Genomic DNA, 14,586 nt, shown 5'->3' with positions numbered 1-14,586 from the left:
GAGACAGTGTCCGCCTCCATCGATCCTGGCCGGACACGAACGGGAGCTTTCATGACGAAGCCCGCCGCGGCGAACCGGGCGAGCTTCGTGTTCGTACCGCGTCCCGATCAGGCGATCAGGAGGCCGTCTAAGCTCGTTGGAGCGACGCCGCTCAGGACGATCGTACCGCCGCCGGAGAGGGTGAACAGGGCGGAGCCCTCCTCCTCGGAGACCATGCAGCTCTGGTCCTGGAAATCGAGCCGGTCGCCCTCGTCCTGCCGGAAGTCGGTGACCACGTCGTTCCCGAGCTCACAGCGAAGAAGAACGTGTCTGCCCCCTCGCCGCCGGTCAGCGTATCGTTTCCGAGATCGCCCCAGATGCGGTCGCTGCCCTTGTCGCCGAACACGACGTCATCGCCCGCGCCGGCGGTGATCGTATCGCTGCCGCCGAGCGAGATGGTATCGCTGGACATGGCGAAGGCGGAGTCCAGCCCCAATGCCGAGAGGTTCGCGGCTGCCGAAGGCGCGTCACCCGTCAGAACGTTGTTGCCTGTGGCGTCGATGTCGGCCTAACCCGTCAGCGTGACATTTTCGATGCCGTCCGTCAGCGTGACGGAGAACGGCGACGACACGCTGTCGATGCCGGCCGTCGCGAACTGCGCAAGCTGATCCGCCGTCCCCGACCGCCTGATGGCTCAACGGCGCCGCCGGAAGCGGATGGACGAATCGCTCGGGCCTATCGTCCACTTCAACGGGGAAGGCGTCGAGCGGCAGAAGCGGGCGTTCCAGGCGGTTTGCGTGGACGGGGAGCTGCGTGCTTCGGTCGTGCCGCACACGCTGCGCCATACCGCGATCACCTGCCTCATGCAGGCAGGGATACCGATCGAGGAAGTTTGGGGCTTCGCAACCGTTTCGATGGAGGCATTGCAGCGCACCTACTGGCACCATTCCCCCAAATTTCAGGAGGGCGTAAGCGCGACCAGAATGGGTAACCGGGCGCAAACCGCGCCGCAAACTGGAAAGGATGGCCTAGGTGCTTGAAAGAGTGGTCGGAGTGGCAGGATTTGAACCTGCGACCCCCTCGTCCCGAACGAGGTGCGCTACCAGGCTGCGCTACACTCCGTGGCCGAGGGGGTCTATAGCGGGCGAAAGCGCAGCGTGCAACAGGATTCGCACAGCGCGAAGCGTGCCGAAGACCACGGCATATCCTTCGCTCTCCCTTCCTTGCGTGGCTGTCGCCGAGCGATTATAGAACGGCTCGCCGACGGCAGGTTTTGGGGCGTAGCCAAGCGGTAAGGCAGCGGTTTTTGGTACCGCCATCCCCTGGTTCGAATCCAGGCGCCCCAGCCATCGTCCTATTTTCGCTATACTTCAAGTACCTACGGGACCGGCAAACATGTCGTGTGTCCTAGTCCTAAGTGCCAGTATGAGCGGCGAGAAAGACAAGAGGGAACTCATTCGCGACGAACGTTCGAACATGCCTGATCCTACGCCTCGCTCGAAGCACAGCGGCGCGTTGACGCGCGAGGAACAATTGGAAATCGCGCGTGCTGTTATGCGGAAGAATGGCATGTTCTCGCAGCGCGTGAAGCCGATGAGGAAGCCGCGCTAACGGAGCGCGAACTCTCTGAACGGTTCGGGATTGTCTTACGGCCAACCATAAACTAGGCAGCTGGAATCGACTTGACTGCAAGTAAGTTCGGAGTCCGTCAACGTTTCCTTTCAGGCGAGGATCCGACTCACAGAAGGAAAAAACGTTGTCCAACCAGCCGGTTAGATGTCAATAGTCGGAAGTTCACCGTTGGCTCTGCACAACCCGAATCGCCCAATAGCGTCCCAAAGTTGGGGATCGCGACTTACTTAGGATTTGAGCAACGAAAAACGTGTGCTAGATCGGAATGGTGACGGGACGGGTTTGCTTCCGACGGCGCCCGCCCCTGTCACTGGCAACCGGCCCCTTCCATAAGGGCCACAAGAGCAACTGGCCCTTCCATAAGGCTGGCTCTGCAAGGACGGCACGGTCTCCAAAACCGTGCCGTCCTTTTTTGTTGGTACCATTGAAAGTCCAACTTTCAAAGGGTCAAACGTCCAAACCGGCTTGACTCGGCGCTTCGCGCTTGTCCGTGCTGTGGAAAACACATGCGCCGAAGGTCGTCGAGCGACTGCAATATTCCCCTCTAGTGTGTCAACGCTTAGGTCATTGCCGGAATCGCGCAAGCTGCGTCGGGCAAGCTCGCGAAGGGTCTTCTTGGATGCGGACGGCCGCCAACCGCCTTTCTCGCAGGAGCATTCGTTGGACGTGTCCGATCCGCCATCCTCCGCACCGAGCGGCGCGCCGACCATCCGCACGATCGCCATGCCGGCGGATACGAACCCGGCCGGCGACATCTTCGGCGGCTGGTTGCTCGCGCAGATGGACCTTGCGGCGGGGACCGCCGCGGCGCGGCGAGCGCGGGGTCGTTGCGCCACGATCGCCATCGAGGCGATGCGGTTCCTGAAGCCCGTCTATGTCGGCGACGAGGTCAGCCTCTATGCCGCGATCCTTCATGTCGGGCGCACGTCCATGCGCATCGAGGTCGAGGCCTGGCGTCGAAGCCGCGAGGGCGAGGAGGTCGAGCAGGTCACCGAGGGCGTCTTCACCTTCGTCGCCATCGACGCGTACCGCAAGCCGAGGCCGATCGACCCCCTCCCCTGACGTCGTCGGTCCCCTTACGACGCGGCTCTTCGGAGCCGCTTCGCTCAGTCCTCCACGAAGGCGAAGCGATCGACGTCGAAGAGGCCGCGATCGGTCAGCTTGAGGTGGGGGATGACCGGCAAGGCGAGGAAGGCCAGCTGAAGGAAGGGTTCCGGCAACGTGCAGCCCAGCGCGCGCGCCGCATCCACCAACGCCTCGAGGTCGTGGACCACGGTCTCGAACGGATCGAGGCTCATCAACCCGGCCATCGGCAGCGCGAGGCCCGCGAGCACCTGGCCCTCGTCGGCCACGACGAACCCGCCGCCGCGCTCGATCACCCCGTTCACCGCGGCGGCCATGTCGCGTGCATTGGTGCCGACGACGGTGATGTTGTGGCTGTCATGGGCGACGGACGAGGCGATGGCACCGCGTTTCAGGCCGAAGCCGTTGACGAAGCCGAGCCCTACATTACCGTTGCGCCCGTGCCGCTCGACGACGGCCAGCTTGAGGACATCCTGTTCCAGGTCGGGCTGCAGTTGGCCGTCCCGGACCGCAAGGGTCGCGTCGAGCCGTGAGGTGAGGAGCAGTCCGGCCTTCACGCCGATCACCGGCACCGTTCGCTCCGCCCCGTTGCCGGGCTGGCGGAAACGTTCGGGCGAGACGGGCGCGGCCTTCATCGAGCCGAGCCCGACCGGGGCGATCCGCGGCCGGGCATCGAAGAGCGCGGGCTCGACCAGCCGGCCGCCCGCGATGACGTCGGAGACGCGGCAGGCCTCGAGATCGTCGAGAAGCGCGATGTCCGCCCGCCAGCCGGGCGCGACCATACCCCGGTCGGACAGGCCGAAGATGCGCGCGGCCGACAGCGAGGCGGCGCGGTAGACGTGATGGACGGGACATCCCCGGCCGATCAACCGCCGAATCATGGCGTCGAGGTGCCCCTCCTCCACGATGTCGAGCGGGCTGCGGTCGTCGGTGCAGAGCGCAACGAGAGCCGAGGTATCGGCGTCGAGGATTTCGGCGAGGGCCTCGAGGTCCTTCGAGGCCGACCCCTCGCGGATCAGGATCGCCATGCCCTTGCGCAGCTTCTCCATCGCCTCGGCGGCGCTTGTCGCCTCGTGGTCGGTGCGGATGCCGGCCGCGAGATAGCCGTTCAGCGCCGTCCCGCGCAGAAGCGGCGCGTGGCCGTCGACGTGGCGTCTCTGAAAGGCCTCGAGCTTGGCGAGGATGCCGGGATCGAGGTCGAGGACGCCGGGATAGTTCATCATCTCGGCAAGGCCGTGGACCTTCGGATGGTCGAGGAACGGCAGGAGGTCGCCGATCTCCAGCTTTGCCGCCGCGGTCTCGAACGACGTGGCCGGCACGCAGGACGAGAGGTTGATGCGGATGTCCATCACGCTCGCCTCGGCGCAGGCGGCGAAATAGGCGATCCCCTCCGCGCCAAGGACATTGGCGATCTCGTGCGGGTCGCAGAACACGGTGGTCACGCCGTGCGGCAGCACGCAGCGATCGAACTCCATCGGGGAGACCAGCGAGGACTCGATGTGCAGGTGGGTGTCGATGAAACCAGGTACGGCAAAGCGCCCCCGCGCCTCGACCACCCGCTCACCTTCGTATCGGGCATGCGTGCCGACGATCCGGTCGCCGACGATGGCGATGTCGGTCGTCTCGACGCCCCCGGTCACGAGATCCAGAAGCTGAGCATCCCGGATCACGAGATCGGCGGGCCGACGACCCTGGCCGGCCAGAATGCGGTGGGACAGGTCCGATGCCATGGGAACTCCTCGACGCGGCGCCGGATGCACCGGCTGGCCCCCAGCTCTAGCGCCCCCGGCGGCGCGGCGAAATCCCCTGCCCGTGATCCGCCTCGCCGCTTGAGAAGCCGACGCCTTTGCGATAGGCGTTCGGGTCCGGGTCGGGCCTGTAGCTCAATGGTTAGAGCCGGCGGCTCATAACCGCTTGGTTGCAGGTTCGAGTCCTGCCGGGCCCACCCGGATCTATGTTTTTCGAGCGCTTGCCGGCACGTTAGCCAAGGGCACGTGCGACCGGCCTGTCGCCTCCCGTAAGCTCTACTGCGACGCGACGAGATGTCCCTCGCCCACATCCTCGAGCCTTTGCCGGACGGGGGGATCGCCGACCGGCCGCACGGCGCTCGGGATGTCGCCGACGAGGCGCGGGAAGCCCGCGCGACGGCGGGACGGATCGGGCACGGGAACGGCCTCGATCAGGCGCTGCGTATAGGGATGGCGCGGGTTGCCGAAGACTTGGGCCCCCGTGCCCATCTCCACGATCTGGCCGAGATACATCACCGCCACCCGGTCGGAGATGTTCTCCACCACGGCCATGTCGTGGCTGATGAAGAGGTAGGCGATCCCGAATTCGCCTTGCAGTTCCTTCAGGAGTTCCAGGACGCGCTTCTGGACCGAGACGTCCAGCGCCGAGACGCTTTCGTCGGCGATGATGAGCTTGGGCCGAAGGGCGAGCGCGCGTGCGATGCAGATGCGCTGGCGCTGGCCGCCGGAAAACTGGTGGGGATAGCGGCGCATGGCGTCCGTCTGGAGCCCGACGCGCTCGAACAGGGCGGCCACGCGCTCCTCGCGCTCGCGCGGCGTTCCGATGCCGTGGATGGCGAGCGGCTCGGCCACGAGGTCGCCGACGCGGCAGCGCGGATCGAGCGAGGCGAAGGGATCCTGGAAGATCATCTGCACGTCGCGCCGCAGCGCCTTGCGCTCGGGCACCGTAAGGTCCTGGGCGGCGCGACCGGCGACGCGCAGCTGCCCCTCGTAGGGGACAAGGCCCGCGATGGCCTTCGCCGTCGTGGATTTGCCGCAGCCGCTCTCGCCGACGAGGCTGAGCGTCGCGCCGGCGGGCACGTCGAAGGTGATGCCGGCGACCGCGTGAACCTCGGCGACGGTGCGTCCGAAGAGACCGCCCTTCAGGGGGAAGCGCACGGCGAGATCCCGGATTTCCGCGACGGGCTCCGCTGCGCTCGGCGCCTTGCGTCCGCGCCCGTCGCCCATGCGCGGCACGGCCGCCAGAAGCGCTTTGGTGTAGTCCTCGCGCGGCGCCTGGAACAGCGGCACGACCGCACCGCCCTCCACCGCACGGCCCTGACGCATCACGATCACACGGTCCGCCATCTCGGCCACGACGCCCATGTCGTGGGTGATCAGGATCAGCGCGGTCCCGCGCGTCTCCTGGATCTCCTTGAGGATACCGAGGACCTGGGCCTGAATCGTCACGTCGAGCGCCGTCGTCGGTTCGTCGGCGATCAGAACGTCGGGTTCGAGCGCCAGCGCCATCGCGATCATCACGCGCTGGCGCATGCCGCCCGACAGCTGGTGGGGGTGCTGACCCATGCGGCGCTCGGCCTCGGGGATCCGCACCGCCTTCAGCGCCTCGAGCGCGAGCTGACGTGCCTGTGCGGCCGACACGTCGCGATGGGCCTCGATCGCCTCGATGAGCTGACGGCCGACCGTGAGCACCGGGTTCAGCGACGTCATCGGCTCCTGGAAGATCATCGCGATCCGATCGCCGCGCACTCCGCGCATGCGGCTCTCGGAAAACGCCGTCAGCTCCTCGTCGTAGAGCCGGATGGAGCCGGCGGACACGACCGGCCCAGGCTTGGGCAGCAGCCCCATGATGGCGAGCGAGGTGAGCGACTTTCCCGAGCCGGACTCGCCCGCGATGCAGAGCGTCTCGCCGGGCGCGATGTCGAAGGACAGATCCTCGACGAGGGCGCGACGGCGCGCGCCCTCCCCGATCGAGATCGTCAGGTCGCGCACCGACAGGACGGACGCGCGGGACGGCGCCGGAACGCTCGGTTGGCGCTGCAGCGCTTGCCCCATCATCACTCGAACACGACCCGCGGGAAGTAGAACGAGACGACCCAGTTCGGCATGTCGACGATCTCGGAAATCCGCAGATCGCCGCAGGTCGAGACGAGCATGTAGGCATCCACCGGGTTGATGTTGTAGCGGCCGGCGAGCAGTTCGACCATGTCGGCCACCGCCTGCCGCGCGCCCGTCATCAGGTCTGGCCCGACGCCGGTCGTCACCTCGTAGCCCTTGGCGTCGAGATGGCGCGTCACGGGGCCCGGCGTCGTGAAGCGAGGCATCGCGAGGTTCGCGCCCTTCACGAGGTCGAGCGTCAGCACCGCGTTCATCGGGCTTTCGATCGCGGTGCCGCAGACCTCGCCGTCGCCCTGCGCGGCGTGCGTGTCGCCCACCGAGAAGAGCGCGCCCGCCACCTCCACCGGGAGATAGAGCGTCGTGCCGGCCGCAAGATCGCGGATGTCGAGATTGCCGCCGACACGGCGCGGCGGCACCACGGAGTGGTGCCCTGGCTCCGCCGGCGCATTGCCGATGGTGCCGGCGAAGGGCTTCAGCGGCACGCGGCCGTGCGCGCCGAAGGCGACGGGCTCGAGGGAGTTCGCGTCATACGTCCAGAGCGTCAGCGCCGGGTCCGTGAACTGGTCCGCCAGGAGGCCGAAGCCGGGGATGTTGGCCGTCCAGCCGAAGCCGGACGGCTTGAAGCCCTCGATCGTGACCTTCAGCGCATCGCCCGGCTCGGCGCCCTCGACGAAGATCGGCCCCGAGACGGGGTTGATCTTGCCGAAGTCGAGCGTCGTGACGCTCTCGACGGTCGATTGCGGCGTCAGCTGTCCGGCGGACGAGTCGCGGCACTCGAACTCGATCGTGGAACCCGGCGCCACCCGCAGCGCCGGTTCGAGAGAGTTGTCCCAGCCGAAATGGTGCTGCCGGCCGTGAATGGTGTAGTCGCAGGCCTTGCACATCTCACTTCGTCTCGACGTAGCGGTAGTTCATCGGGGTGTTGACCGGATCGATGTAGAGCGCGTCGTCGCCGCCCATCCGGGCGGAGCGCATCGTGTAGCGCTTCTCGTTGAAGACCGGGACCCACGGCGCGTCGGCCATGACGCCCTTGTAGACCTCGCCCCAGGCGCTCGCCCGCTCGGCGGCCTTCGCCGGATCGACCATCGCGTCGGCGGCGGCCGCCTTCTCGTCGAGCGCCTCGTTGCAGTATTTCGCCCAGTTCCAGCCGCCTTCCACTGCGCCCGCACAGCCGAGGATCGGGCCGTAGAAGTTCGACGGGTCCGGGAAGTCGGCGATCCAGGCCATGCCGCCCGACCAGATCATCGGCGCGCCTTCCGCCGAGCCGCCGGCCGCGATGACGTTGGCCTGCGCGAGGCTCTGGAGCGAGGCCTTGATGCCGATCGCGGCAAGGTCCTGCTGGATCGCCTGCGCGATGCGCGGCTGCGGATCGACGTTGGCGACGAAGAGTTCGGTCTCGAAGCCATCGGGGTGACCGGCTTCGGCAAGCAGCTTCTTGGCGGCCTCTACGTCGTACTTGTAGCCTTCGAAGTTCTGGACGTAGCCCGGCATCGTCGGGGGCAACGGCTGGTTGGCCGGGGTCGCGCGGCCGTTGATGATCTGGACGATGCGGTCCTTGTTGATCGCCATGTTGACGGCCTGGCGTACCTTGAGATCGTCGAAGGGCGCGGACTTCACGTTCATGGTGATGTAGCCCGTATGGAGCTGCACGCCCTCGACCACCTGGGCGGCCTCGGCGGGATTGCCCATCACCTCGCGGAACTTGGCGGGCGGGATGCCGTCGCCCGGCACGTCGACTTCGCCGTTCTGGACACGCAGGAGCGAGACCACCGGCTCCTGGCCGATCTCGAAATTGATGCCGTCGAGCTTGGGCGCGCCCTCGCGATAATAGTCCGGGTTCTTCTCCAGCCGCAGGCGCTGCCCGAGCGTCCATTCGGCGAGCTTGAAGGCGCCGGTGCCGACGGGGTTGCGGCCGAAGTCGGCGCCCGACTTCTCGACCTCTTCCTTCGGCACGATGAAGGAGAAGTTCAGCGCCATCACCGACAGGAACGTCGCGTCGGGGCGCGAGAGCGTGACCTCGACCGTCTTCGGGTCGACGATCTTGACGCCCGAGAGCTCGGTCGCCGTGCCGCCCTGCATGGCCTCGAAGCCCTCGATCGAACCGAGGAAGCCCGCACCCGGCGACTGGGTGGCCGGGTTCACGGTGCGCTCGAAGGAATACTTCACGTCCTCGGCCGTCATCGTCCGACCGTTGTGGAATTTCACGCCATCACGAAGCTTGAAGGTGAAGACCTTGCCGTCGGGCGAGATCTCGTAGGACTCGGCGAGGCCCGGCCGCAGCTTTGCCGTGCCCGGCTCGTAGTCCATCAGCCCGTCGAAGATCGCCTTGATCATCGAGAAGTTCTGCCAGTCATATCCGATCGCCGGATCCAGCGTCGCGATGTCGTCCTTGTAGGTGACGGTGATCGTGCTGCCGTCCTGGGCGAGCGCTGCCGAGGGGGCCGAGAGAAGGGACGCGGTGATCGCGAGCGCGGCGGCGCTCCGCTTGAAGAGGGACATCATGGGCGGGCTTCCTTCCTAGTTGAGCTTGATGCGGGGATCGACGAAGGGCGAGACGAGATCGGCAAGGAGATTGCCGAGAACGATGGCGACGGCCGAGACGAGGGTGACGCCCATGATGATGGGCAGGTCGACGCGCTGGATCGCCTGCCAGGCGAGCTGGCCGATGCCGGGCCAGCCGAACACGCTCTCCACCACCACGATGCCGCTCATGAAGAGGCCGATGTCGATGCCGATCATGGCGATCACCGGCAGGATCGCGTTGGGCAGGGCGTGGCGGGCGAGGATCGTCCAACGCTTGAGGCCCTTGGCGCGGGCGGTGCGGATGTAGTCCTGGCGCAGGACGTCCACCATCGAGGAGCGCATCATGCGCGCGTACCAGCCGGCCCCGAGGATGCCGAGCGTCAGCGCCGGCAGGACGAGGTGGGAGAACGTCCCGTAGCCGCCGATCGGGAACCAGCCGAGCCGCACCGCGAAGACGTAGAGGAGGAGGAGACCGACCACGAACTGGGGCGCCGAGACGGTGACGAACGAGGTGACCATCAGCGCGTGGTCGCTCGCGCGCCCGCGCCGAACGGCGGCCAGCATGCCCATCGTCAACCCGAGCGCCAGCTCGCACAGGATCGCCGCCAGCATCAGGAGAAGGCTTGCGGGAAGCCTCGCCCAGATAAGGTCCGCGACCTGCGAGCGCTGGAGATAGGAGCGTCCGAGGTCGCCCTGCACGAGATTGCCGAGATAGCGCGCGTACTGGACGAAGAACGGCTGGTCGAGCCCGAGCTGCGTGCGGATGCCCGCAACCTGGGCGGCCGACGCCGTGCGCCCCGCGATCTGCCGCGCCGGATCGGCCGGAAGCAGATAGAGCAGCGCAAAGGTCACGAGGCTGACGCCGAGGAGAATGAGGACGGCCTGGAACAGGCGGCGTGCGAGATAGATCGCCATCAGCCGCGTCCCTCCTCGGTCGGATCGAGCGCGTCGCGCAGCGCATCGCCCACGAGATTGAAGGCGAGCGCCAAGAGAAGGATCGCCGCGCCGGGGAAGAAGACCAGCCAGGGCGCCGCCTGGAAATAGGTCTGGTTCTCGAAGATGATGTTGCCCCACGAAGCGTCCGGCGGCTGCACGCCGACGCCGAGGAAGGAGAGCGTCGCCTCCAGGAGAACCGTGGTCGAGATGCCGAGCGTGCCGTAGACGATCACGGTCGAGGTGAGATGGGGCAGCACGTGGCGGAACAGGATCCGCGACGAACTCGCCCCCAGCGTCACCTCCGCCTGGATGAACTCGCGCTCGGCGAGCGAACGCGTCTCGGAATAGACGACGCGCGCCACCTGCACCCAGTTCACTAGCGCGATCACGAGCGCCACGATCCACAGGCTCGGACGCAGCACCGCCGCGAGGCAGATGGCGAGCAGCAGAGCGGGAAAGGCCATCATCAGGTCGGTGAAGCGCATCAGAACGGTCCCCACGAGACCGCGATAGTAGCCCGCGACGACGCCGACCAGCGTGCCGATCACCAGTGCCGCGCCGTTGGCCACGATGCCGATGACGAGCGAGTTGCGCGCCCCGTAGAGAAGCCGCGACAGGAGATCGCGGCCGAGGAGGTCGGTACCGAGCCAGTAGGTGGCGGACGGCGGCAGCGGCGAGCCCTCGAGCGACAGCCCGTCGAAGAACTGCTCGTTCGGGTCGAACGGCGCGACCAGCGGCGCGAAGACGGCCGCCAGGACCACCAGCGCGATGATCGCGAGGCCGAGAACGGCAAGCTTCCGCGACAGGAGCCGACGCAGTACACCCTCCCCGCCCACCGGCGCGGAAGGGGGAACGGCGGAGGCCTCAGGCCCGACGAGGACGCTCATTCGAGGCCTCCCTGTTCTTGAGGTCGACGACGCGCCGGGCGGCCTCCTCCAGCGTCACCTGCCAGCCCATGGCGAGGGCACGAAGCTGCGCGTAGGCCTGTTCTTCGCCGATCCCTGCGCACGACAGGGCGACCACCGCGCGGACGACGGTCTGCCGCTCGGCGATGCGCTCGCGCAGCGCGGCGATCTCCTCGCCCAGCCGCCGACGCTCGTCGAACGCGCGACGGGCGATGAGGAGCGCGGAATAAACGCCGGCATTGCCGACGGGCTTCACGATCTGGGCGTCGGCGAGGCGCGACAGCGCCCACTCGATGCGGCCGGGCGCCTCCGAGCCGATCAGCGCGATCAGAGGCATCGGCGCTTCGCCGGCCTTCCAGGGGAACTGCTCGTCGAACCCGAGGTCGACGTCGAAGAACAGGAAGTCCGCCCCGGCAGCCGATGCCGGCAGGTCGGGCCAGGCCTGCACGGCATCGAGGCCGATGGCGCCGAGCTGACGGATCAGCACCTCGACGGAGGCGTGCTCGCGGTGGAGCACGACGGCCTTGGCGCCACCGAGGTTGGGAATGCGGGCGCGGCGCATCATCGCACGAGCCTCAGCGACGGCCGGAACGTCACGGCCGGGTCGTAGTGCGAGAGGTAGGGGTCCGCCTCGATGCGGCCCCGGCTTTCTTCCAGCACTTCGAAGCGCGAGCCGCGAATGCGGGCGATGCGTGCGGGCAGTTCGGCATGCTGCGTGCGCGGATCGACTCGGATCGCTCCGAGCGCGGTGTCGTGCGCGCGGACGCCCATTGCCCGGCGCACCGCCTCGGGTTCGTCGGTGCCGGCCGCCTCGATCGCGTCGGCGAGAACGGTCACGGCGGCATGGGCCGCCGCCTCGAAGGACGAGCGCGGGCCCGGCCCGCCGTCGTGGATGAAGGGCAGCGAGGACAGATGATCCTCGCCGAACGGTGCGATCAGCGGAAGTTCGGCTTCGGTCAGATTGCAGGACACGATCGGGCGCCGGTCCGGGCGAAAGCGTTCGTCGTCCCGCCCGAGCGCCGCATAGGCCTCGTAGAAGGCGTAGGACGACGGTCCGATCAAGGTGTTGAGAATGAAGTCCGGCACGGTGGCGCGGATCTCCGCCACGAGGCGGTTTACATCCGTATCGCCGAGCGGCAGATAGCGCTCGCCCCGGACCTCGCCCCCCGCATCGGCGACGAGATCGCGGGCGATGCGGTTCATCTCCCAGCCCCAGATGTAGTTCGAACCGACAAGGAACGCGTCGCGCCCGTAGCGGGACGCGACATGGGCGACGAGGGGCACGAGATGCTGGTTCGGCGCGGCGTTCATGTAGACGACGTGTTCGTTGGCTTCGAACCCTTCGTAGGGCGCCGGGTACCAGAGAAGCCCGCCATGCTTTTCCAGAACCGGGATCACCTCCTTGCGGCTCCAAGAGGTGATGCAGCCGACGACGTGGCGGACACCGGATCTGGTCAGAAGCTCCGTGCAGAGCGGGGCGTACTGGTCGGCCCGCCCGGCCGGATCGCGCTCGGCGACGTCGAACCGGACACGGCGCCCGGGATCAGCGTTGACGGCTTCGATCGCGCCGAACACCCCGGCGCGACAGGCTTCGCCGAGCCGGTCGTAGCTACCGGAGCGGGAAAACAGGACGCCGATATCGATGCGATGTTCCAAGGGCCAGGTCCGAAAACGAAAAAGCCCCGCAGCCGCGCCACGAGGCTGGGAAGCGTCGCGACGGACCTACGGGGCTTGGATGCCGCCCGGCGAACGGAGCCGGTATGTCGCGCGATCCTGCGTCAGCGCGGCGCGCCCGTCAACACAAATGATGCGTTCGAAGGCCTGCTCAATTTATACGCAGAAACGATGGCGGCGGTTGCGCATCTTCGGCCTGAACGCAAGCAGGATCACCGGGCGATGCGTAGCGCCGAAATCTCGTCCGTGATCGACGAGAACGCGGTCAGGAGGTCGCTCGAATTCTTCGCATCATAGTAGAGCTTGGCGCTCTTGCCGTCGATGCCGTTGGACGCGCAGGCGCGCAGCCGATCCTTGATCGGGCTCCCGTCCTTGAGGTCGAAGGCGATCGCGAAGATGACGACCCCGTCGCCGCCTTCGTCGTTGGTGCCGTCCTTCTTGATGTTCTCGCAGGTGAGACTCATCGTCTCGTTCATGGCCGCGGTGATGTTGGTGATGGCGGCTTTCGGTGTGGTCGCCTTCGTGGCCTCGAACATACGACCGGTGCGCACCTTTTCCTGCTTGGGAGCGGTCTGCAGAAACTGACCGTAACCATACGTGCCGAATTGAGAGCGGTTGGCGTTGGTGAGTTCGATCTGTTCGCCGGACGTATAGGCGGCGTTGTAGGTGTTTTCGCCATCGGTCATGAGGACGACGACCTTCAGGTTTTCCTTCGTACCGCGTGCTCTTCCTTCGGGGAACGGCTGTCCGCTGGTCAGCGTGCGCCAGCCCCAGGCCAACCCTTCCGCGATGTTGGTACCGCCGAGCGGCTGCATGTCGCGCACGGCGGACTGAACCGTCGATTGCGTGGCGGTCAGTGGCGTGATCGCGGACGTCGTGCAGCCGGAGTTCGGTCCGCCCTTGCGTGTGTCCATTGCGCCGGTTCCGAAGTACTTCGTCACGTCGCGTTGTTTTGCGAGAGCCGTTGCGTCCGCGCTGTTCGACGGTTTGCTGGCATCGGGAAGGTAGTCGTTCTTCACCGATGACAGCGTACCGCTCCAATCATATTCAGACGGCGCGAACATCGGGACGAAGAGGGTCGAGGGATAACGCGTGTCGGGGGTGTCGTCAGTGATTGCAAAACCTTCGGGCCTCGACTGTACGCACCCACCCCATCCCCAGTCCGAACGTCGCTGCCTGAGTTTTTCGAAGATCGTGAACTTCGTCAAAGGCGCGTTGGACAGCCGCCATGAGCCGTCGGCCGCCTGTTTGGCGCCGGCAAGCTTCGACCAATCGAGATCGTCGTGATGCGACGGGTTGATGCCCTTCGTATCCATCCAGTCGGCGTTGGCATAATCCTTCCCAATATTGACGGACGCCGCGAACGGGACGACCGAAATGCGCACAGGGTCCTTCGCGTTGGCCTGCGGCTGGGACTTGAGCATCTCCTCGACGAGCTTCTTTGTCGCGTCGCGCAAGGTCGTGATCTTTGCCGCCCCTCCGCCCGCGGGTGCCCTCTCCATCGACCCGGAATTGTCCAGCACCAGAGCCAGTTCGATCGACCGGTTGGCCACGACGACCTCGCTGAAGGCCTGAACCGGCCAGCGCTCCAGATCGAGCCGGCCGCCGGTCACCGCCTTCACGGCACCGCCGAAATAGGTCGGGATGTCGCGCGTGGCCGACACGCGAAGCACGTTGTTGCCGTCCTTTCGCGTGACGCCCTCGTAGGTGAAGCGCGTGTTGTCGGCCGGATTGCGCCCCTCGTTGGCGAAGAACAGCGACGAAGCCCAATGTTCGAGTTCTGCGCGGTCCTGCGTCCGGCCGAACTGCTTGGCCGCCCCCAGCGCCGCCGCGTCGAGCGATCGCTGCATGCTCCATTTCGACGATTCCACCTTGGACGTATCCACCGCCATGCCGGCGGTCACCACGATCACCGGCATGGTCAGTGCGAAGATCATCGCGACGTTGCCACTGGGGTTGCGAAGGAAAGAGCGGATGCGGCTCACGGC

The 14,586-nt window shown here is 66.7% G+C and carries 12 protein-coding genes, 3 tRNA genes and 2 pseudogenes; 4 read left to right on the top strand and 13 right to left on the bottom strand.

What is annotated here, in order from left to right; all coding sequences use genetic code 11:
- Nucleotides 1-107: 107 nt before the first annotated feature.
- Both AUL34_RS22800 and AUL34_RS22795 read right to left on the bottom strand, forming a co-directional pair.
- The gene (locus tag AUL34_RS22800) at nucleotides 108-275 is read right to left on the bottom strand and encodes a hypothetical protein (RefSeq protein ID WP_244492462.1); all 168 of its coding nucleotides are present in this window, start codon (nucleotides 273-275) and stop codon (nucleotides 108-110) included.
- Nucleotides 276-313: 38 nt separating this feature from the next.
- Nucleotides 314-451: pseudogene (locus AUL34_RS22795) on the bottom strand (hypothetical protein); the annotation flags it as partial.
- Between the two features lie 244 nt (nucleotides 452-695).
- On the opposite strand from AUL34_RS22795, the gene AUL34_RS05020 reads away from it, so the two are divergent.
- Entirely contained in the window at nucleotides 696-1,019 is a 324-nt protein-coding gene (locus AUL34_RS05020; RefSeq protein WP_061931827.1) for a hypothetical protein, read from the top strand.
- Nucleotides 1,020-1,024: 5 nt separating this feature from the next.
- On the opposite strand, the gene AUL34_RS05015 is transcribed toward AUL34_RS05020, so the two are convergent.
- A tRNA-Pro gene (locus AUL34_RS05015) sits at nucleotides 1,025-1,101 on the bottom strand.
- A gap of 152 nt (nucleotides 1,102-1,253) precedes the next feature.
- Here AUL34_RS05015 and AUL34_RS05010 point away from each other — a divergent pair.
- Together AUL34_RS05010 and AUL34_RS05000 are read left to right on the top strand one after the other, a co-directional pair.
- Nucleotides 1,254-1,328, top strand: a tRNA-Gln gene (locus AUL34_RS05010).
- A 1,006-nt stretch (nucleotides 1,329-2,334) separates the two neighbouring features.
- Nucleotides 2,335-2,673 (top strand): acyl-CoA thioesterase, encoded by a 339-nt coding sequence (locus AUL34_RS05000; protein WP_082653178.1) that lies wholly within the window; start codon nucleotides 2,335-2,337, stop codon nucleotides 2,671-2,673.
- 44 nt (nucleotides 2,674-2,717) lie between these two features.
- Here the strand turns inward: AUL34_RS05000 and ade are convergent, their stop codons facing one another.
- The gene (gene ade / locus AUL34_RS04995) at nucleotides 2,718-4,424 is read right to left on the bottom strand and encodes an adenine deaminase (RefSeq protein WP_061931825.1); all 1,707 of its coding nucleotides are present in this window, start codon (nucleotides 4,422-4,424) and stop codon (nucleotides 2,718-2,720) included.
- A 142-nt stretch (nucleotides 4,425-4,566) separates the two neighbouring features.
- Here ade and AUL34_RS04990 point away from each other — a divergent pair.
- A tRNA-Ile gene (locus tag AUL34_RS04990) sits at nucleotides 4,567-4,639 on the top strand.
- 79 nt (nucleotides 4,640-4,718) lie between these two features.
- On the opposite strand, the gene AUL34_RS04985 is transcribed toward AUL34_RS04990, so the two are convergent.
- The 9 genes and pseudogenes from AUL34_RS04985 to AUL34_RS23065 form a co-directional block, all read right to left on the bottom strand.
- The gene (locus tag AUL34_RS04985; protein ID WP_082653163.1) at nucleotides 4,719-6,497 is read right to left on the bottom strand and encodes an ABC transporter ATP-binding protein; all 1,779 of its coding nucleotides are present in this window, start codon (nucleotides 6,495-6,497) and stop codon (nucleotides 4,719-4,721) included.
- A gap of 2 nt (nucleotides 6,498-6,499) precedes the next feature.
- Complete coding sequence (locus AUL34_RS04980) at nucleotides 6,500-7,444, bottom strand: acetamidase/formamidase family protein (protein ID WP_061931824.1); 945 nt, start codon at nucleotides 7,442-7,444, stop codon at nucleotides 6,500-6,502.
- Nucleotide 7,445: 1 nt separating this feature from the next.
- Complete coding sequence (locus AUL34_RS04975; RefSeq protein WP_061931822.1) at nucleotides 7,446-9,062, bottom strand: ABC transporter substrate-binding protein; 1,617 nt, start codon at nucleotides 9,060-9,062, stop codon at nucleotides 7,446-7,448.
- Nucleotides 9,063-9,077: 15 nt separating this feature from the next.
- The gene (locus AUL34_RS04970) at nucleotides 9,078-9,998 is read right to left on the bottom strand and encodes an ABC transporter permease (RefSeq protein WP_061931820.1); all 921 of its coding nucleotides are present in this window, start codon (nucleotides 9,996-9,998) and stop codon (nucleotides 9,078-9,080) included.
- Nucleotides 9,998-10,906: an ABC transporter permease gene (locus AUL34_RS04965; RefSeq protein WP_061931819.1), complete on the bottom strand. Its 909-nt coding sequence runs from the start codon at nucleotides 10,904-10,906 to the stop codon at nucleotides 9,998-10,000. The genes AUL34_RS04970 and AUL34_RS04965 overlap by 1 nt, the downstream gene beginning before the upstream one ends.
- Complete coding sequence (locus AUL34_RS04960; protein ID WP_061931816.1) at nucleotides 10,884-11,489, bottom strand: ANTAR domain-containing response regulator; 606 nt, start codon at nucleotides 11,487-11,489, stop codon at nucleotides 10,884-10,886. Before AUL34_RS04960 ends, AUL34_RS04965 begins: the two co-directional genes overlap by 23 nt.
- Nucleotides 11,486-12,580 carry a transporter substrate-binding protein gene (locus AUL34_RS04955; RefSeq protein ID WP_061931814.1) on the bottom strand — a complete coding sequence of 365 codons (1,095 nt, stop codon included), beginning with the start codon at nucleotides 12,578-12,580 and terminating at the stop codon, nucleotides 11,486-11,488. The genes AUL34_RS04960 and AUL34_RS04955 overlap by 4 nt, the downstream gene beginning before the upstream one ends.
- 230 nt (nucleotides 12,581-12,810) lie before the next feature.
- The gene (locus AUL34_RS04950; protein WP_244492448.1) at nucleotides 12,811-14,220 is read right to left on the bottom strand and encodes a VWA domain-containing protein; all 1,410 of its coding nucleotides are present in this window, start codon (nucleotides 14,218-14,220) and stop codon (nucleotides 12,811-12,813) included.
- A 198-nt stretch (nucleotides 14,221-14,418) separates the two neighbouring features.
- Nucleotides 14,419-14,535: pseudogene (locus AUL34_RS23065) on the bottom strand (pilus assembly protein TadG-related protein); the annotation flags it as partial.
- Nucleotides 14,536-14,586: the final 51 nt, after the last annotated feature.

It is taken from the genome of Aureimonas sp. AU22 (genome assembly GCF_001463745.1).
Taxonomy (GTDB): Bacteria; Pseudomonadota; Alphaproteobacteria; order Rhizobiales; family Rhizobiaceae; genus Aureimonas.
The sequence above is the reverse complement of the archived record's forward strand: the minus strand, read 5'-3'. Positions and strand labels throughout refer to the sequence as shown.

Coding starts and splice junctions, on each gene's coding strand:
- AUL34_RS04965 (WP_061931819.1), bottom strand. CDS start 10,906: ATGAGCGTCCTCGTCGGGCCTGAGGCCTCCGCCGTTCCCCCTTCCGCG.
- AUL34_RS04975 (WP_061931822.1), bottom strand. CDS start 9,062: ATGATGTCCCTCTTCAAGCGGAGCGCCGCCGCGCTCGCGATCACCGCG.
- AUL34_RS04960 (WP_061931816.1), bottom strand. CDS start 11,489: ATGATGCGCCGCGCCCGCATTCCCAACCTCGGTGGCGCCAAGGCCGTC.
- AUL34_RS05000 (WP_082653178.1), top strand. CDS start 2,335: ATGCCGGCGGATACGAACCCGGCCGGCGACATCTTCGGCGGCTGGTTG.
- AUL34_RS04985 (WP_082653163.1), bottom strand. CDS start 6,497: ATGGGGCAAGCGCTGCAGCGCCAACCGAGCGTTCCGGCGCCGTCCCGC.
- AUL34_RS04970 (WP_061931820.1), bottom strand. CDS start 9,998: ATGGCGATCTATCTCGCACGCCGCCTGTTCCAGGCCGTCCTCATTCTC.
- AUL34_RS04980 (WP_061931824.1), bottom strand. CDS start 7,444: ATGTGCAAGGCCTGCGACTACACCATTCACGGCCGGCAGCACCATTTC.
- ade (WP_061931825.1), bottom strand. CDS start 4,424: ATGGCATCGGACCTGTCCCACCGCATTCTGGCCGGCCAGGGTCGTCGG.
- AUL34_RS05020 (WP_061931827.1), top strand. CDS start 696: ATGGACGAATCGCTCGGGCCTATCGTCCACTTCAACGGGGAAGGCGTC.